The organism is Reinekea sp. (genome assembly GCF_046710285.1).
Classification (GTDB): Bacteria; Pseudomonadota; Gammaproteobacteria; order Pseudomonadales; family Natronospirillaceae; genus Reinekea.
Window position 1 is genome coordinate 88,820 of the sequence record NZ_JBKEGY010000001.1, and the last position, 17,610, is coordinate 106,429.

Sequence of the window (17,610 nt, forward strand, 5' to 3'; positions counted from 1 at the left end):
GCTTCAAAGGTACTCGCACAGCTAAATCAATTAGCAAGCTGTGCGCAGCGTCATCATTACTTCTACTTGTTTATCTTTCTAGCGTTGTATGCAAAGCTGCGTAGTGATTATTCATCGCGAGTAATTCCGCATGGGTACCACTTTCTACAATACGACCATTTTGCATCACATGTATTAGATCGGCATTCATCACGGTAGTTAAACGGTGCGCTATAACCAGTGTGGTTTTGTCTTCGGCAAAGTCATCTAATAATGCTTGGATTTTTTGCTCGGTGTGGTTATCTAAGGCGGAGGTTGCTTCATCTAACAATAAGATGGGCGCATTACGTAAAATAGCGCGGGCAATAATGACACGTTGGCGTTGACCACCTGATAGGTTTGAGCCGCGAGGCCCTGCTAGAGTATCGAGTTGATCGGGCAGGCTATCGGCAAACTTAGAAACCAAAGCCGCTTTGGCTGCATTGGCTACGGCTTCATCATCACCTTCTAGATCACCTAGCTTGATGTTTTCATAGAGCGATTCATCAAACAATGCCGACTCCTGAGAAACAACCGCAATATCGTGGCGTAAGGCTTTGGTATCAACTGTTGAGATATCTTGCTTGCCAATGGTAATTGTGCCCGCCGTTGGTAATTCTAATAAGGTGAGAATGTTAAACAGCGTTGATTTACCTGCGCCACTTGGGCCTACAAAAGCTGTTGTTTTTCCGCCGGGCGCAATAAAACTTAATTTATTAAGCACGGATTGATCGGTATAACCAAACTCAACTTCTTTAAATTCAATATCACCATAGGGCTGTGTTAATGCTTTTTCATTCGCTTCTAAACGAGGTTTAGGTTTTTGATCGAATAAGAAATAAATGCGTTCTAAATTTGCAATCGCGCCTTGAATAGCGCCCGATATATTTGTTAAGCGACGAATAGGGTCGAGTACCAAGGCAATCGCAGTAAAGAATTGCATGAACGCACCGGCCGTTTTTTCACCGGCTATAATTTCATGGCCGCCATAATAAATCACCGCAATGAAACCAAGCCCAGCAATAATATCAATAAATGAAGGCATAGCCGCGCGGCTGTACTCAGATTTCATTTGAGTCTTAACAAAGGAATTTACACCCGAATAGAAACGCTTATCTTCATGCTTAGCCAAGTTGTTTAGTTTAATAGCTTTGATGCCGTGAAAAATTTCATCGAGCCGAGTTGAAAGCATGGCCGAAGCCGTACGTGCTTTACGAGTTTGTTTACGAATTAGCTTTTGTAAAATGCCGATAGGCAATACTAACAGTGGAAAGCCTATAAAAATCATCAGCGTCCACATGAGGTCAACGGAAATTGCATTGCTGAGCATTGCAATTAATAGCGCAGTATCACGACCTAGGGTTAATAACGTAGTACTGGCAAACCCTTGTAAAGCTTGGGTGTCGCCACGTACTCGCTCAATGAGTTCACCGGGTGAGTGTTTATTAAAAAAGGACACATCGAGCGACAACAGGTGACGGGTTAAATTACGTTGCATATCGCCAACAATGAGCACACCAGTTTTGACCATCAATGAGCGATGGATAAATGAACCGACACCACGAATTACAAAGACACCACATACCGCCAGCGTAATTGGCCAAATTTGGCTTTCATCACCGGCAATAAAAATCACATCAAACATAGGCTGAAGTGTTTTCACGAAAATGTACATCGCATAGCCTTCGAGCAGCATAAAAAATATAGCGATGCTCAGTTTGACGCTGTGCTTACGGGTGTAGTCGTGCCACAGGCGTTTAATTAAATGAGAGTTGTTTGGATTACTCACGACGTAGTACCTTTTCGACTAACCAATTAGAGAGTGTGGATGGCTTGAAAGACGCGGCAATGGCATCACGATCACAATGTTGCTCATACCAATCAACAAAGGCGATGGGAGTGTGCGCATTAAACTGTGCATAGGCGTCTATAAAGTGATCAAGAATGCCGGTTTTAGAATGGCTTAGATGATAATACCTCAGGCTAAGCTGTTTTTTGGCTTCATCAATGCCTAAATCGGTGTGAATTAACACATACATAGCCGCCGCAATTCCGGCACGGTCAGCTCCTGACTTACAATGAAACATCACTGGTTTTTCGCAGTTATTCACAAAGTCTAGCCATTGTCTAAATTCTTTAGGTTCCGGAATACGCCGCGAGTTCAATTTGGTATTAATTAAACGAACACTGTATTTCTCGCAAGCCTGCTTTTCAAGAATGTAGCTGGCTGACTTATTTTCACCCCGTAAGTTGATGATAGTTTTAAACCCTTTGGCTTTGAGTTGTTTAATAAACCTAGGAGACGGCTGGCTACCACGGTAAACATTTGCATCTAAGGCATGAAAATTGCGATTGAGCGCACGAATAAAAGCATGATCGACAAAGTGTCTATCATAAAAAAGCCCCAGTTTGGAGCCAGTTTTATGCGGCGTCGCATTCCATTTAGCACGTTTAGTTCTATAGCGTCTTTTTAACAAATTCATCGACCGCTGAATTACCTGATGTTCAAAACGGTCATTATAGGCGTGCTGAGCTTTAAAACCTAGGCCAGTTAAATAACGGTTGTCAAAAACATCCATTTTCAACTATGTTTAGCCACATTAGCCGAGTGGCTTATCAATCTCTTTAATGATGTGAGTGTAATGATAATGAATAATGACTATATTCCGCAGCCATTGAACTTTACAGAGCTTTCTGAGCCTGAAATGGAGGCCAAAGCCGCTGAGTTTTACCAGCAAATAAAGACGCGGCGCTCTATTCGTGACTTTTCTGACAAAAAAGTCCCAGATTCGGTTATTCAGCATGCGTTGTTAGCCGCTGGTACCGCCCCAAACGGTGCCAACATGCAACCGTGGCACTTTGTTGTGGTGTCTAATCCTGCGGTTAAAAAGCAAATAAGAGAGGCTGCAGAAGAGGAGGAGCGTGAGTTTTACTCTGAAAAGGCACCAGAAGATTGGTTAGATGCCTTGTCACCTCTAGGTACCGATGCGGATAAGCCATTTTTAGAGCGAGCCTCACACCTAATTGTCATCTTTTTGCAAAAGTTCACTTACGATGAAGATGGTAACAAGTTAAAGCATTATTACACTTCAGAATCTGTGGGTATTGCCTCAGGTTTTCTTATTAGCGCGTTGCATCAGGCCGGCGTTGCTACCTTGACCCATACCCCAAGCCCGATGAAGTTCTTAAATCAAATTTTAAAGCGCCCGAAAGATGAACGCCCCTATATGATTCTAGTGGCGGGGTATCCTGAAAAAGACTGCATGGTGCCGAGCATCGAGAAAAAGCCACTTGAGCAGTTCGCCACTTTTATCGACTAAAAGTGACTAAGTTCAACGCTTATATACCAAAGCACCGTAAGCCGGGCAGCTGATATTGAGCTTAAACTGGTTATCGGTGCTATGAAGTAGGGGCTGTTGGTGATTAGCCCCATTAATTTGCTCAGTAAGCATTGCCTTTGGCTCAAGTTTAAGCGAACCGTTAGCCAGCTCGGCTGGTAATACCAATGAGTAATGCTTAGGCACGTTGTCAAAGTTAACGATGACTATCGCCCATTCATCGCCATGCTGCCTTACAAAGCTGTAGCTTCTGTCGTCATAGCTACTCTCTGCCGATAAGTTCACTGCATGTAAGCTGTAAAATGAACCTTGTAAACTAGCTTCATTTGCCGAGAAAGTCAGTAGCCGTTGGTAGGCTTCGTTTAAAGCCTTTTGCTCTGACGATAATAAACCACCATCAAACAAACCATCGTTCATCCAATCTTGATGGGCTGGCACACCGGCATAATCAAAAATTGTTGTGCGGCTGGCTCGGCCAAAGCCAAGATCGGACTCTGCTTTCTCGCCTTGAGCTTGGCCAAAATAGAGCATAGTTGGGCCTTGCCCCATTAATGCGGTGACCACCATGGCGGGCCAGGCTTTTTCGGCACTGCCAGCAAATTCTGGCGATGGGATACGTTGCTCATCATGGTTCTCTAAAAAGCGAATCAGATTGGCATCAATATCTTCTAACTGGGTTTGAATATCATCAATAATATGGGCACCGGCCTTATGCTGAATAATACCTTTTAAGGAATCGTATAAATCGACTTTATCGTAAAGGTAATTCATTTTGCCTAAGTGAAGGTAATCTCGATACAAGTTAGGCTGGTATACCTCAGCAATCACCTCAGCTTGTGGGTTAGCGTGATGAATGGCCGAGTTTAAGTAACTCCAAAACTCAACCGGCACCATTTCGGCCATATCAAATCGAAACCCATCAACGCCTTTGGCAAGCCAGTAAAGCGCGATGTCGCGAAATTTTAGCCAGCTGTTGGGGACATTTTTCGTTTGCCAGAATTCAAAGTGGGCATGTAGGTCTTGGTTTCTAAAATCGGCAGGTAGCTGATCAAATTCTTTGTGGCCATCTGGGGTAACGCCATAATTTATTTTGACGGTTTCAAACCAATCATCCCAACTGGGCTTGGCCAGTGTTGAGCCATTGCCGGTCCACTTTGCGGGTGTTTCAATAAAATGACCCGTTAGCTCTGCATTGAATTCTCCTCCCAGTGGTTCAAACCCTTCTGGAAAGTCAGGCGCTGCAAAACTTTCATTTGGTAAGTAGTAAAAGTTGTTGTCGCGCTGGTACTCTACTTGCGTATTATCATCTGCGCCAAAGTCTCGAGCCTCATCTGGCGCACTGGTGCTGTGGTATTGTCGAGCGACATGGTTTGGCACAATATCGATGATTACTTTCATGCCGTGCTGGTGGGTACGCGCAATGAGCGCTTCAAACTCGGCTAGCCGGTTGGCAGGGTTAGTCGCTAAATCTGGGTTAACGTTATAGTAATCTTTCACCGCGTAGGGTGAACCGGCACGGCCTTTTACCACCTCAGGGTGATCACTACTCATGCCCGGATACTCGTTAATTAGTGCATGATGAGGCACACCGGTGTACCAAACATGGGTGGTGCCGTAGGTTTTAATGGCCGCCAAGGCTGTATCGTTAAAATCAGCAAACTTACCGACGCCATTTTCATTCAGGGAGCCCCAAGGTTTATTGGTTCGATTTTTATTACCGAACAAACGAGTAAACACTTGATAAACAACAGCTTTACCTTGTGGTGGGTTAGTCACGCAACACTCCCGTATGAATTTAATAAAAAACCATTGTACAAATTATTAACGGTACAGGAGTTTGATATTTCTATTGGGTTGATTTTACGTTAAATAAAATCGACACGGGCATTAAAGGCAATCACCACTCGGTCAGACTGTCCAAAATAAGGCAGGGCAGAGTGCTTTAAGTAAGATGGGAAAATAATCACTTGTCCTTCAACAGGCTCAATATCCCAAATGCCCGTGCTGTTTAAATATTGGCTGCCCGCATCTAAGTAGTGATCGGCATTAACGCGAGGATCATAAAACCGATTTACACCACTTTTTTTGCTGTAATCGGCATCACCTGGGTCTAAATAATAAATGCCACACCAAGAGCAGTTAGGGTGGCTGTGGGCATCATGGTAACCGCCGTTTTGGGTAATGTGATACCAACTTTCGATAATGGTGGCTGCTACATCGGCATCTTCAGGCCAAAAACCTTGGTTGGTTTCTGCGGCCACAGTTATAATTAATTCTGACAAGAAGCTGTTTAGGGTTTGAATGTTGGCATCGTCGGTATCCAGGAAGTCTAATTCACTTTCTTGTAAGTTAAGCTTCGCGCCAAGGGCGACATCACTTTTTACATCGACATCGCTGCTTTGTGCATCTTGGTAGACACGATTGATGAGCTCTTGTTTGAGCAGTGCATGATAGGGGTTTTCACTGATAAAACACTGGCTTTGCCAAAGTGTTAACGGTTCTATTTCGAACGATTCATCGACGGTGGTTAACTCGTAATCCATTTCAAACCTTCAGTGTGCGCAATAAATAAACTTAAGTTTACCAGTTAAAATGGGCAATCGCATACAGCATTGATACGAGCGCCGGTAGTTGGGTGATCAAAACTCAATGATTGGGCGTGTAATAACAAGCGTTCGGCTTTTTTCTGACTGTGGTTATTGTTGTAAATATCACAGCCTAAAATAGGATGGCCAATTTCACGGCAATGAATGCGCAGCTGATGGGTACGACCGGTCAAGGGCGTGAGTTTTACCCGAGTGGTTTGGTTTACCTCGTTAGCGTCAAGGACTGACACTTTGCTTTGCGCCGCCTTGCCCGTTTGCTGGCATATTTTTTGAGCAGGGAACTCACCTTTGGCAATGGGTAAGTCTATGATGAAGGTTTGTTCTTTTATCAGCCCATCAAGCAATGCGATGTAATCTTTTTCAATTGTGCGAGCTTGGAACTGTTGCATTAACGCCGTGTTAACCGCTTTGTTTTTTGCCAATAACATCACGCCCGATGTGCCAAGATCGAGCCGGTGCAATAGACGAATATCAGGGTATTGCTGCGTTAAGCGAAAATGAACCGAATCTTGATTAAGTGGGTTTTTGCCCGATAGGCTTAGCAACCCGCTGGGTTTGTTTATCAAGAGAATATCATCGTCTTCAAACACGATCTGGATAGCCTCATGACAAACAGGGGCAACAAAAGGGTCGCTTTTTGGGTCAAACATTTGTCGTAATGAGTGTGAACGCGATAAAACCAACCCAGCTAACAACGAGTAGAACCCAAGGCAGCCAAACAGGTAGACTTGCTTTAGGTTTGACTGCAAGTACTTCTACTTCGGGTTCACCAGTAGCTACCTTTTTCTTTGCTTTATCTCGTTCGCGAGCTTTTGCTTTTTGTTGCTTTTTGTATTCCGCAATGCCTTTCTCAACACCTTTAGCAATTAACTTAGTGTGTTCTTTGGTTTGGCCGGGGCGTGCAGTCGCTTTGGCTATTTGCATCGCCTCTTGTTGCGTTTTTTCTGAAGGGCTATTTTTCATGGTTATTCACTATGACTTTATTGCGGACGTTTAGAGAAACTGAGCAATACTATACCAGCCATGACAACGACATCGTCAAGCAATTGTTGGAAGTGTTGTGACTTAAGGTTGGTCATTTATGGTGCACTGCGGTGAATGATTGCTAAAACGATTATCACATCGCAATAAAAATTCAGGTCGCTTGCCTCTAAATTGAAGAGGCAAGCGACCTGCTTATACGATGAACAACGTAGGGTATGGGTTCGAGTCAATTTATGTTTTAAATCGCCCTAAATGGCTTCGAACCGATTCACCTATTTTGTTAAGCTCTTCAGCCTGCTGATAAGCAGTATCGACATTTTCAGCCAATTGTTGAGACGCATATTGTATAGCTTGAGTGATACGGTTGATTTCTTCTGTGGCAATATTCTGCTCTTTTGATGATTCAGCAATAGTAATGGCTTGAGTGTTAATTTCATTTATAGCCGCTTTTATACTGGCCTGACTTTCAGAGACGGAATTTGCCGTAGTCATCGTCTGCTCAACGATCTGTTTACTCTTATCCATTTGCATAACAGCAGACTCAGTTTGAGTTCTCAAAGAACCGATCATTGTTTGAATTTCGCCTGTCGCTTCGTGGGTCCTCATAGATAAGGCCCTCACTTCATCAGCCACTACGGCAAAGCCTCTTCCTTGCTCACCAGCTCGTGCTGCCTCGATCGCCGCATTTAAAGCGAGTAAGTTTGTTTGTTCGGCAATACCTTGAATAGTTGCTAAAATAGTTGCAATGTTCTTTGCATGCTCGTTTAGGTCGTTGATGACTAACGTCGATTTATCAATTTCCGTCGTTAAATTTCCCATTTGCGTGGCATTGTCGTTCGCAGCGGTCTCACTTCGTAACGTTTCGTTCGTTGCGAGCAGTGCCGAGTCGGCTGTTTGTTCTGCGTTTTGTGCCACCGCCGCAGAAGTTGAAGACATTTCATGGATAGCTGCCGCTACTTGAGAAATCTCAGACTGCTGTTGATGTACGCTTTCATTGTTGGCGGTAGCGGTCTCACGAGTGTTTTGGGAAAGAGATTGCATCTCGTTCGCCGAGCCAATAACTCTAACGACAAGGTTGTGGATTGACTCTACAAAATCATTGAAATTTTTGCCTAATTTACCAATTTCATCTTCACTAGAGACTGTAATTCGTTTAGTTAAATCTGCCTCCCCAGATGCGATATCTTCCATTGCAAGCCCTAGATGCCTCAATGGGGTGAGTAAGATCCTAATAATAAAAACGACAACAATTAAGACAACAATAATAGTGACTAGCGAAAGTATAAAAGTACTCACTATTAAGGTGTTCAGAGAAGCAAAGGCATCCGAAGTTTCAACAGAAATAACAACTTGCCATGCAGTATTTGGAACAGTGTAACTTGCGGCTAAATACTCCTTACCTTCAATCATGAATATATTTACATTGTTACTTAACGTATCTCCTGTAAATAGGCCGCTGACATCTTTATCAAGGAGTTCTGCGTTATCTGAAACAATAATATTGTCTGCGCTGCCAACAAGCAGCGCTCGGCCAGTTTGGCCTATTTCAAGCTTCAAGACCGATTGAATAACTTCCTCCATCGAAATGTCACCCGCTATTACGCCCATAGGTATAGGCTGGGTAAACGAAAGCACTGTTTCACCGGTTTCTGAATCGATATAGGGTTCGGTTACAATGGGCTTACCTGCTGCCAAAGCGTCCTTGTACCATGGCCTTGTTCTCGGATCAAAATCGTCGCCTAACGGTTCATCAGGTCGCATAAGCATCTCACCTGATTTTGTACCGACATACACATAAAGAAAGTCTCCAGAGAGTAACCCTTGCTCTAAAACGGTTCCAATGTCATCTGTATCTGCTTTTAAACCCGTGGCATTAATTATATCAAGTTTATTCTGTTGCCATGCGCTAATCGAGCTAGCTAGGTCTTGACCGCTGGATTCTATATTCGAATAGACCTGGTCTATTAACATCGATTTAGATTGCTGATAACCAGCATAACCACTAATTAACAGCATTAGCGTGATAGAAAGGGCGACTGCAATAGAGAGCTTAGTGCTCACCGCTAAATTTTTCATATCTAGTCTCGTAATATTCATCCATTAACTTATAAGACTATCGGCTGCATTTATGAAAACTTCAGTAAGGTAAGCATGATTTTAATATCACTTACTTTCTTATTATTGCGGACGTTTAGAGAAACTGAGCAATACTATACCAGACATAACCACGGCACCACCGACTAACTGAATAGGCGAAAGCGCTTGGTTAAGAATCCAAAAACTTAAGAATAAGGCTGCAACCGGTTCAAAGTTCACAATTGGAGAATTACGTGCCATGTTCAGCTTAGGCAATGAGATAAATAAAATAGAAGAGGCCGTTCCATAAAGTAGAGCCAAGGCACTTAAGCCTACCCAGCCCATGCCATTGACAGGCAATGCCATACCGTTAGGCACAACATCGGCGATACCAATAACAAATAGAACGAGCACGACAAACAGCATTGAAAACCCGCTGCGCACAGAACCTGTCATTTGTGATAATTGGTAATCCATCAATCGCATGGCAATCGCAAGAAAAACAGCAGACAGAGCACCGAGGGCAATACCTGTAAACCAATCACCCTCAATGGGCTCCTGGCTATTGAACCAACTAGGAATATCCAGCACCAGTAACAAACCAAACAGTATTGTTACCATAATAAAGATAAAACGGCCGGTTGGTTTCACGCCCGATAAAACCCAGTTCAAAAGGGTATAAATAATAGGCCAGGAGTTAATCAGCAACAACGCGATAGGCACAGGGATGCGCGCAACAGAGGAGTAGAGCGAAAGGCTTTGTAGTGTAATCATTAACCCCAGCAGTAACTGGAAACGACGTTTTCCTCTAGGAATACGAATGGAATGCCCCTGCCAAATAACTAAACTGGCCATGATCACAAAGGCAAAACCACTCCGAGCTAACAGCGCAATGATCAGACCAGCACCATTGTCAAAAGCTAACCGAGCCGCGACATGGTTACCGGCAAACATGGTAGCAACACTAATGAGAAGCGTTACAGCGAGCCATTGGGGGAAGTGATGAGCGTTTCTATTCGGCATTGAGTAACTTATAAAGAATGAGAACTTGGTACCAAGAGGATAGCACATCAGAAAGAGCTTGAGCCTCATTCAAAAGGCTAAGAGTGCTAATTTTGTTGGCCAGTCTGCTATTTGCTTGACCTAGCTCTAAAGAATGGCTGGATAAATTTGTTAATGTTCAATCTTATTTTTTTAATTGCATATCATTTTTAAAGTGAAGCTGCTAGCTCTTGAGCAATGGCAGTTTGGACTGCCTAGCCCCAGCTACTTCTATTATCCAAACGGGGTGCTGGTGAGGTCGAACCTTTAAAATTGTTGCTACGAAATTCACTTTTTAACAGCACCGGAGATCTTCCTAAATGACGGAAGCTAATCAATCCAAAAGCTACAGCGATTTACACAAACCTGCCAGCGACTTTAAAACTCGTTCAGACTACTTAGACCATGAATTACAAATTATGCAACCACGACGCTATCGGCTAAACCTGCCGGGTCGTGATTTCCGCTTTGAATGGGAAGACCTTGTTCCAGCTATTGCCGGTACCATAGGTATTATTGCCATGTACTCTGCGGTCATGATGTCCTGGGCCGATGGACTCACCGCGCAATGGGCCCACATCACCTTAGGCAAAAGCTTTGCCATTGAAGTGGCACGCGTTGAAATGCTTATTCCAGCTTTACTCTTTTGTATTATGGCGTCTGGCTTTTTTAACCCTCGGGCAAACCTTGCTGGTAACCATGGCCCAATGATTCCTCTCATTGGCGCTATTGCATTAGCGGGCGCGCACCCACTCGCTCTGGCCATTTTATTAGGCGTATTTGGCTTGATGCTGAGTTATTTTAAAGGCGGCTCTAAGCTGGTTAATTTAACCAGCCAAGGTGTAGCCGGTGGCTTGCTGGTGTTTTTAGGCTTTACCGGCGCATTCAGTCAAATAGACCAAATTCAAATTTGGGCCAAAGGCTTGCACTCTGCAGAAATTGCCGCGGGCAGTATGGGTTATATCGGTTTGGTGGTTCTCGCGATAAACATCGTTCTTTATGCATTCCTTGCTAAGATCAATAAACGTTGGCTAGCTATTCCAGCCTGTGCAATTACCGGTTTATTAGTCGCCCTGATACTCGGTGCAGGGTTTGACCTAACCTTTGAAACCAAAATGGGGCTGCCTAATTTAAACCCTGTTTACTGGTGGGGCAGCACCACCGAAGGTTGGATGCTGGGGTTACCCAATTTACAGCACTTCATTGCATCATTACCCTTTGCAATTTTGGCCGTTGCCATGTGGTCACCCGATTTCTTAGGCCACCGAATTTTCCAAGAACTGAACTACCCAAAAAATACTGAAAAAGTGTTAATGGATGTTGATGACACCATGACCATGTGCTCTATTCGCCAGGTGGTTGGAACCGCCGTCGGCGGTGGCAACATTACCTCATCATGGGGCACCTACATGATTCCTGCTGCTATCGCAAAACGCCCAATTCCTGGCGGTGCCATTTTGCTGGGTTCTCTGTGTATTATTATCGCTATACTCGGTTTCCCAATGGACGTCGCCGTATGGCCGCCGGTTATGCGCATTGCGTTATTGGTTGGGGTGTTTTTGCCGTTACTGGAAGCCGGTATGCAAATGATTAAGAGCACTAAAGACTCGCAATCGGCTGGTATTTGCATTTTTACCGCCGCGGTTTTCAATCCAGTGTTAGCTTGGGCCTTAGCCATGTTACTGGATAACAATGGGCTCATTGGCGATACAGAGCGCGCTAAGCGGTTATCGAAAGTGGATAAGCTTGTAATACCTAGCTTAGTATTGCTTGTGTGTCTCGGCGCAATGCTCGCGGTTGGAATGTTCGAATCTCAATATGGTTTGCTGGCGTTGTTCTAAACAATTGCTATGACCATCAAATACAAAAAATAAAAGGCGCTGAATTCAGCGCCTTTCTAATTTAGTTTAGCCAACCTAGTGAAACTCAATGGAGCGGTGCAGTATCAAGCCGCAGTGATATCAATCAATAGTTCATCTTGCATTTCTTGCAATGAACTTGTTAGTACTTGCGGGTCAAAGTTCTCGCTAACAGAAAGGAGAAAGCGGCTAGTGAAAACAACATCACTGATGCCAGAAACTCCAACTCTGTTACATTCCATGCTGTCTACAACCACCGAATTGTTGCTTAATATTTCAGAAATATCACGCACCAAGCCCGCACGATCTTTTGTATCAATCGATAATTGCAATTGTTTCGTTTTTGCAGCTGTTTTCTCAAGTTCGACCCATTCAACCTGAATAGGCAAAGCTCTAAACTCTTCTAGCAAAGCGTGCAGTTGTAACTTAGGCAACTCCACCTTAATTAACCCAGCCATATAGTGATCTATATGAGATATTTTACTGTTTAACCACTTCCCCCCTAACGCGTGTGTTTTATGAGAAAGGGTTTTAACTAAGTCAGCTTGATCCATGCCGGTAATGGTAATAAGAACTTGAACATTCATGATAACGACTCCTTTGCTGGGGACTAATTTAGGGAACTATAGATAACAACTCAATATAGCTGATTTAGGATTGAGTTTTAGAGGGTTATGTCAAAGAAAGGGGTATTTCATTTTCTAACAGGCACAAAAAAGCCCACATTGCTGCAGGCTTCTTCGTGAAATTTAATGGTGCCCAGACGCGGAATCGAACCACGGACACGGGGATTTTCAGTCCCCTGCTCTACCGACTGAGCTATCTGGGCAATGTTGGCTTGAAATTCATCTCGTCAACGGGGGCGTATTAAACGGATTTTCGTCGAGGTCGTCAATACCTTTTTTGCTAAATTATTGATTCTTTTGATAAAAATACCTTTTTTGGATGAAAATTGTTCAGTTTTATTGGTTTTTATTAGAAAAGTGAGTTCACCTCATCGCTTTTTAGAAGGTCGCTGTAATTTTAAGAGTAACTCGCCTTTATGAGTATTATTCCTAAAGTTTGCTAGTCTAAAGGCGACAACCCTATAGGTAGGGTTATTTTTGATCACTAAGGGTAATCATGAAACTGTTTAATCGGCGCAGCATACTTTCTAAGACGTTAATTTCATTTTTAACGTTCGGCCTTGTGATTGGGGCGGTGTTCCCATTCTTTGCCTCATTGTTTGTTGAATTTAAGCCTGGCTTGCTGGGTGTGTTTGCGGCGTTGTGTGTCATGGCCGGTTTGGTGATGGGGGTTGCAAGCTATGCCATCATGCACAAAATGCTGTTGGTGAAATTGAAGCAAATTTCGGTAGTAGCGCAACAGTTCTCAAATAAAGACTTAACTAAGCAGTGCAATCTTAACAGTGACGATATGATTGGCGATATAATCAGTAGCTTTAACAGCATGGCAGTAGATATGCGGCAGCTTATGAACAGTGTTAATTCGTCGGTTAACGTTTTATGTGAAAACTCTCATTCCATGCGAGAAAACAGTGCGCAGTTAAGCGAAGGCGTCCAATCTCAACAAGCCAAATCAGAAGCGGTTTTAGATGATCTGCATTTCGCGACAGAACACAATAAACTAGTGAGTGATACTGCCGAGCAAGCCTGTGGAACGGCTATCGAAGTAGACGGGGTATCGTTACAGGGTTTTCAATTAATGACCAAGGCGCAGCAGAGTATTCAGAGTCTAGAAACTGAGCTGCATGGTACTGCAAGTTTCTCTGCCAAGCTGGCCGCAGATACCCAGGCAATAAGCCAGATGCTTAATGAAATTAGAGGCATTGCTGAACAAACTAACTTGTTAGCCTTGAACGCAGCCATAGAAGCCGCGAGAGCGGGTGAACAGGGTCGTGGCTTTGCCGTTGTTGCAGATGAGGTAAGATCACTCGCTACGCGAACACAGGCCTCTACTGGTGAAATTGCGACAACAGTTGGAAGCTTGGAGGCCGGAACTCAGCAAACTATCGAGACGTTGGATAAGGCGCGTCAAAATATGACCGAGACTACTGTCGATATTAAAGCCGCTAATGACATGTTTGCTAAGGTACATGAACATATCGAAGCCCTGAAGACCATGAATCACAATATTAGCGAAGAGGCAGTCTCGCAAAATAAAGTATTTCAAAAAATTGAAACCAATATGGATGGTATTGTAGGTATTGGCGAAGCAACTGTTGCGATTGCACAGTCTACCTTAGCGTCTTCTGACAAAGTGGAGGCGATGGTTGATGGCATGGAAGTCGTTTTGTCAGAATATAAGCTTTAACGCGACGTCCTTGTCACTTTAAAGCACTTCTTAAGCAAGCTGATTAGCTTTGCTCGGTGTCATCGTGCGTTCGGCTAGTGGTGTCACTTTGCGTTCCAGCCGACTCTTCGAGATGTTCTGGCCTTGGTGACAAAGCCAACCAAGCCGCACCGTATAAAATGGCCGAGCCGCCCGAGGTAAAGAGCACGCTGGCTAGGGTTAATATACGCAGCAAACCTTTATCCATTTCTATATATTCTGCAATACCAGAACAAACACCGGCCACTTTGGCGTCATCAGTATTGCGGTATAGGCCCATGCCCCAGCCTTTTGAACGTTTAGACTGGAAGGCGCGTTTTTGGTTGTTTAGTGTGTCTGTAGATGCACTCATGGTCTTCTTCCTTAAAATAATATTGATGGGACATCTAATCTATTTCAAGGTTTGTGCCAATTGTGCAATGCCAATTTATAAGGCTTGTAGAGGAGGAATGCATCTGTTTTTTTTAGTAATGGTGAAATTAACCATCAAAATTGGTCATTTTCACCATGCTGTTTACTGGTCCAGTGCCTTTTTGGCCGTAGACATACCGCCAAGGTTAATGACGTTGGTATAACCTAAATTGCGTAAGGTTTCTTCAGCAACCCCCGCACGATTGCCACTTCGGCAGTAAAGTAAGATAGGCGTTTCTTTGGTGGCAGCGACGGCGTTGATATTAGCGCCAATAATGTCAAAAGGGATTAACGTAGCACCTTCTAAATGGCCGCTGTTCCACTCCTCTATCGTTCGGGTGTCGATAATAACGCCAGTTTGTGCCCACTGTTGAATGTCTACTGAATCACTGGCACAAGCCGAAAGTGACAGTACGAAGAATAAAATGCCAGCCAATTGTTTCATGTGTGAACCTTGTAATTTTATATTAGGCTATTCTAATTAACTATTGGATTGGTTGTCGAGCTCTTTCTCGAGGTGACTGAATTGCAGTTCTTAATGTAACTCGGGTATTGCAGGCTTGACAGGGGATTCATAAATAAAAAAAGGCTAACCCTAAGGTTAGCCAAACAGGCTGATGAATTTATTCTGTGAACTTCCTTGTCACTTCTAAACTGTTAACTTAACTGCCAATAATACCACCATCGTCTTTGCGAATCGCGACGACTGCAGAGCGGGGCACGCCGTCTTTATCGGCGTTTGGCCAGTCTGTGCCTGGGTGCTGAATGCCAACAAAGACTGTGCGCTGATCGTTTGAAAACGAAATTCCGGTTACTTCACATTGCTTTGGCCCAACTAAGAAGCGGCGAATGTGTCCGGTGACAGGGTCGGCGCAGAGCATTTGATTGTTACCTTGGCCCGCAAAGATGCCTTCGTTTTGATAGTTGCCATCGGTCTGTATCCACAAACGACCATCTGCATCAAACGCTAGACCGTCAGGGCTGTTAAACATGTTGTCGGCGTTGACGTTATCACTGCCGGCCATTAGGCCGGTTTGGGTATTTGGGTTGCCGGCCATCGCGAACATATCCCAACCAAAACGATTAGACGTGTGATCACGGTTTTCAGGTACCCAGCGTACTATATGACCAAATGGATTGGTTGCGCGCGGGTTTGCGGCGTTTAATGGCTGTGAATCTTTTTCGCCGCGGTATTTGTTGTTGGTGAGGGTGCAAAACACCATCGGTGAAGATGGATGACAGGCAACCCACTCAGGCCGATCCATAGTGGTGGCACCTACAAAGCGCGCGGCTAAACGAGCGTAGACTAATACATAGGCTTCGTCTTTAAAGCCATTAGTAGGCGTTAAGCCATTTTTACCGAAACTTAATTCTAGCCATTCGCCTGAACCGTTGTCGTTAAATTTTGCGGCATAAAGAGTTCCTTCATCAAGTAGGCGCATGTTATGAGCTCGATCACCCTCAATGTAAGATTCCTGTGAGACGAATTTGTAGATAAACTCACCACGCTCATCATCACCCATGTAGACAACCGCTTTACCATTGGCGGCTAAAGTAATGGCTGCGTTTTCGTGTTTGAAACGACCTAATGCGGAGCGTTTTTTCGCTTTCGAGCTTGGGTCCATTGGATCAATTTCGACAATCCAACCAAAGCGATTTGCTTCGTTCGGGTGTTTAGCCATGTTGAAGCGATCTTCAGTTTGCCACCAGTTATAATCAAAACCATTTTCTGATAAACCGTAGGCCAATTGCTCTTTGCTTAGTGGAGTACCTTTGGGAGCGCCAAAGTAACCGTTGAAGTTTTCTTCACAGGTAATATAAGTGCCCCACGGTGTTTGACCATTCCCGCAGTTATTTAGTGTGCCACGAATATTTGCGCCACTTGGGTCTGCCAGAGTTTGTAGTAAAGGGTGACCCGTCACTGGGCCTGTCATAACGAACTCATCGGCATCGCCATGTAATCGTCGGTTCAATGGTGAGTTTTTATTTACTTTCCAAGTGCCTTTTTTATTTTTATTGATTTCAAAAACGTTTACACCGTGGGCAAAGATTTCTTTTTTTACATCGTCGGCGGTCATGCTTTCGCCTTTATGCGTGTGCATAAACTCTTTATTGATGTACTCACTGTTGACGGCCATAACTGCGCGGCTTTCATCCAGTCCGCCGTTTTTATTGTTTAAATGAAAAATGCTCATGCCGTCGGTGTTATCGCCAAACTGCAGAAGTTGGTCTTGTGCATCGTTTTTAACCGAAAATTTTGAGCCACCCTTGATGATTGGGTCGCCCCAAGCCACTAGTATCTCGTGATTATAGCCCGGAGGCAGTGTTATCTCATCTGCAGTTGAGGCAGCTACTTGCTCAAAACCCATTAAAAATGTTGCTTGAGTGGCCGCACTGGCTAATGCAGATGCGCCCCCTAGAAAACTTGTGGCACCAATGGCACCACCGGATTTTATAATACTACGGCGCGATACTGCTTTTTCAAGAATAGAGTCGAATGCAACGGTTTTGTGTTGATCGTTTTCCATAATACTTTTCTCATATTAGTTAATTAATGAGAAAAGTATGGAAGATATTTATGACGGCTAGGTGACACAAATATGTCAGCTTTATGAAACGTTAGTCTTCTTCAGGTACATAGCCTTCAGCGGCATCATAATCTTGACCGGTTAAAAACAGTGTCATTTGAGTCATTAAATAAGTACGAGCGGAAGGGTCGGTGACGGTTAGTTGCTTCTCGTTGATCAAACGAGTCTGGTGTTCTTGCCATTCATTCCAGGCATCTTTCGAAACGGTTTCAAAAATTTCTAAACCTTTAGGACCGGGGAAAGGTGGTCGCTCTAGTCCTGGCATTGGTTTTTTATATTTTGAACAATCTACCATTCTGGTCATTAGGTGCTCTCCACTGTTAATGCTTTATCGCGCAATAAAATTGTGTTGTTGCGA

16 protein-coding genes and 1 tRNA gene are annotated in these 17,610 nt (G+C 44.0%); 3 read left to right on the top strand and 14 right to left on the bottom strand.

Annotated features, from left to right (window positions below; translation table 11 throughout):
• Nucleotides 1-70: 70 nt before the first annotated feature.
• Both ACI882_RS00435 and ACI882_RS00440 read right to left on the bottom strand, forming a co-directional pair.
• Complete coding sequence (locus tag ACI882_RS00435) at nt 71-1,807, bottom strand: ABC transporter ATP-binding protein (protein WP_411743610.1); 1,737 nt, start codon at nt 1,805-1,807, stop codon at nt 71-73.
• Nucleotides 1,800-2,597, bottom strand: coding sequence for a fused DSP-PTPase phosphatase/NAD kinase-like protein (locus tag ACI882_RS00440; RefSeq protein WP_411743611.1), 798 nt, complete (start codon nt 2,595-2,597; stop codon nt 1,800-1,802). Before ACI882_RS00440 ends, ACI882_RS00435 begins: the two co-directional genes overlap by 8 nt.
• A 69-nt stretch (nt 2,598-2,666) precedes the next feature.
• Here ACI882_RS00440 and ACI882_RS00445 point away from each other — a divergent pair, with 69 nt between their 5' ends.
• Nucleotides 2,667-3,338: a nitroreductase family protein gene (locus ACI882_RS00445; RefSeq protein WP_411743612.1), complete on the top strand. Its 672-nt coding sequence runs from the start codon at nt 2,667-2,669 to the stop codon at nt 3,336-3,338.
• A 12-nt stretch (nt 3,339-3,350) separates the two neighbouring features.
• Here the strand turns inward: ACI882_RS00445 and ACI882_RS00450 are convergent, their stop codons facing one another.
• The 6 genes from ACI882_RS00450 to ACI882_RS00475 all read right to left on the bottom strand — a co-directional run bounded on the left by ACI882_RS00450 (nt 3,351) and on the right by ACI882_RS00475 (nt 10,045).
• Nucleotides 3,351-5,132 carry an alpha-amylase family protein gene (locus tag ACI882_RS00450; protein ID WP_411743613.1) on the bottom strand — a complete coding sequence of 594 codons (1,782 nt, stop codon included), beginning with the start codon at nt 5,130-5,132 and terminating at the stop codon, nt 3,351-3,353.
• Between the two features lie 89 nt (nt 5,133-5,221).
• Nucleotides 5,222-5,899, bottom strand: coding sequence for a putative 2OG-Fe(II) oxygenase (locus tag ACI882_RS00455; RefSeq protein ID WP_411743614.1), 678 nt, complete (start codon nt 5,897-5,899; stop codon nt 5,222-5,224).
• A 44-nt stretch (nt 5,900-5,943) separates the two neighbouring features.
• Nucleotides 5,944-6,552, bottom strand: a complete 609-nt coding sequence (locus ACI882_RS00460) for an RluA family pseudouridine synthase (protein ID WP_411743615.1) — start codon at nt 6,550-6,552, stop codon at nt 5,944-5,946.
• A 52-nt stretch (nt 6,553-6,604) separates the two neighbouring features.
• Complete coding sequence (locus tag ACI882_RS00465; protein WP_411743616.1) at nt 6,605-6,925, bottom strand: DUF2956 domain-containing protein; 321 nt, start codon at nt 6,923-6,925, stop codon at nt 6,605-6,607.
• Nucleotides 6,926-7,177: 252 nt separating this feature from the next.
• The gene (locus ACI882_RS00470) at nt 7,178-9,022 is read right to left on the bottom strand and encodes a methyl-accepting chemotaxis protein (protein WP_411746615.1); all 1,845 of its coding nucleotides are present in this window, start codon (nt 9,020-9,022) and stop codon (nt 7,178-7,180) included.
• Between the two features lie 102 nt (nt 9,023-9,124).
• Nucleotides 9,125-10,045: a DMT family transporter gene (locus ACI882_RS00475; RefSeq protein ID WP_411745679.1), complete on the bottom strand. Its 921-nt coding sequence runs from the start codon at nt 10,043-10,045 to the stop codon at nt 9,125-9,127.
• Nucleotides 10,046-10,383: 338 nt separating this feature from the next.
• On the opposite strand from ACI882_RS00475, the gene ACI882_RS00480 reads away from it, so the two are divergent.
• Nucleotides 10,384-11,904 (top strand): DUF3360 family protein, encoded by a 1,521-nt coding sequence (locus ACI882_RS00480; RefSeq protein WP_411745680.1) that lies wholly within the window; start codon nt 10,384-10,386, stop codon nt 11,902-11,904.
• Nucleotides 11,905-12,008: 104 nt separating this feature from the next.
• Here the strand turns inward: ACI882_RS00480 and ACI882_RS00485 are convergent, their stop codons facing one another.
• Together ACI882_RS00485 and ACI882_RS00490 are read right to left on the bottom strand one after the other, a co-directional pair.
• Nucleotides 12,009-12,509, bottom strand: a complete 501-nt coding sequence (locus ACI882_RS00485; RefSeq protein WP_411745681.1) for a glycine cleavage system protein R — start codon at nt 12,507-12,509, stop codon at nt 12,009-12,011.
• A gap of 166 nt (nt 12,510-12,675) precedes the next feature.
• A tRNA-Phe gene (locus ACI882_RS00490) sits at nt 12,676-12,751 on the bottom strand.
• Nucleotides 12,752-13,044: 293 nt separating this feature from the next.
• On the opposite strand from ACI882_RS00490, the gene ACI882_RS00495 reads away from it, so the two are divergent.
• Nucleotides 13,045-14,235 (top strand): methyl-accepting chemotaxis protein, encoded by a 1,191-nt coding sequence (locus ACI882_RS00495; RefSeq protein ID WP_411745682.1) that lies wholly within the window; start codon nt 13,045-13,047, stop codon nt 14,233-14,235.
• Nucleotides 14,236-14,278: 43 nt separating this feature from the next.
• Here the strand turns inward: ACI882_RS00495 and ACI882_RS00500 are convergent, their stop codons facing one another.
• From ACI882_RS00500 to ACI882_RS00515, 4 genes are all read right to left on the bottom strand, one after another.
• Nucleotides 14,279-14,605, bottom strand: coding sequence for a PspC domain-containing protein (locus tag ACI882_RS00500; RefSeq protein ID WP_411745683.1), 327 nt, complete (start codon nt 14,603-14,605; stop codon nt 14,279-14,281).
• A gap of 162 nt (nt 14,606-14,767) precedes the next feature.
• A complete protein-coding gene (locus tag ACI882_RS00505) occupies nt 14,768-15,109 on the bottom strand; it encodes a rhodanese-like domain-containing protein (protein ID WP_411745684.1) in 342 nt (113 codons plus the stop codon).
• Nucleotides 15,110-15,326: 217 nt separating this feature from the next.
• Nucleotides 15,327-17,192 carry a PhoX family protein gene (locus tag ACI882_RS00510; protein ID WP_411748428.1) on the bottom strand — a complete coding sequence of 622 codons (1,866 nt, stop codon included), beginning with the start codon at nt 17,190-17,192 and terminating at the stop codon, nt 15,327-15,329.
• Nucleotides 17,193-17,283: 91 nt separating this feature from the next.
• Nucleotides 17,284-17,556, bottom strand: coding sequence for an oxidative damage protection protein (locus ACI882_RS00515; RefSeq protein ID WP_411744079.1), 273 nt, complete (start codon nt 17,554-17,556; stop codon nt 17,284-17,286).
• Nucleotides 17,557-17,610 lie beyond the last annotated feature (54 nt).

Coding starts and splice junctions, on each gene's coding strand:
- ACI882_RS00440 (WP_411743611.1), bottom strand. CDS start 2,597: ATGGATGTTTTTGACAACCGTTATTTAACTGGCCTAGGTTTTAAAGCT.
- ACI882_RS00485 (WP_411745681.1), bottom strand. CDS start 12,509: ATGAATGTTCAAGTTCTTATTACCATTACCGGCATGGATCAAGCTGAC.
- ACI882_RS00495 (WP_411745682.1), top strand. CDS start 13,045: ATGAAACTGTTTAATCGGCGCAGCATACTTTCTAAGACGTTAATTTCA.
- ACI882_RS00455 (WP_411743614.1), bottom strand. CDS start 5,899: ATGGATTACGAGTTAACCACCGTCGATGAATCGTTCGAAATAGAACCG.
- ACI882_RS00515 (WP_411744079.1), bottom strand. CDS start 17,556: ATGACCAGAATGGTAGATTGTTCAAAATATAAAAAACCAATGCCAGGA.
- ACI882_RS00505 (WP_411745684.1), bottom strand. CDS start 15,109: ATGAAACAATTGGCTGGCATTTTATTCTTCGTACTGTCACTTTCGGCT.
- ACI882_RS00480 (WP_411745680.1), top strand. CDS start 10,384: ATGACGGAAGCTAATCAATCCAAAAGCTACAGCGATTTACACAAACCT.
- ACI882_RS00470 (WP_411746615.1), bottom strand. CDS start 9,022: ATGAAAAATTTAGCGGTGAGCACTAAGCTCTCTATTGCAGTCGCCCTT.
- ACI882_RS00500 (WP_411745683.1), bottom strand. CDS start 14,605: ATGAGTGCATCTACAGACACACTAAACAACCAAAAACGCGCCTTCCAG.
- ACI882_RS00465 (WP_411743616.1), bottom strand. CDS start 6,925: ATGAAAAATAGCCCTTCAGAAAAAACGCAACAAGAGGCGATGCAAATA.
- ACI882_RS00510 (WP_411748428.1), bottom strand. CDS start 17,192: ATGGAAAACGATCAACACAAAACCGTTGCATTCGACTCTATTCTTGAA.
- ACI882_RS00445 (WP_411743612.1), top strand. CDS start 2,667: ATGAATAATGACTATATTCCGCAGCCATTGAACTTTACAGAGCTTTCT.
- ACI882_RS00475 (WP_411745679.1), bottom strand. CDS start 10,045: ATGCCGAATAGAAACGCTCATCACTTCCCCCAATGGCTCGCTGTAACG.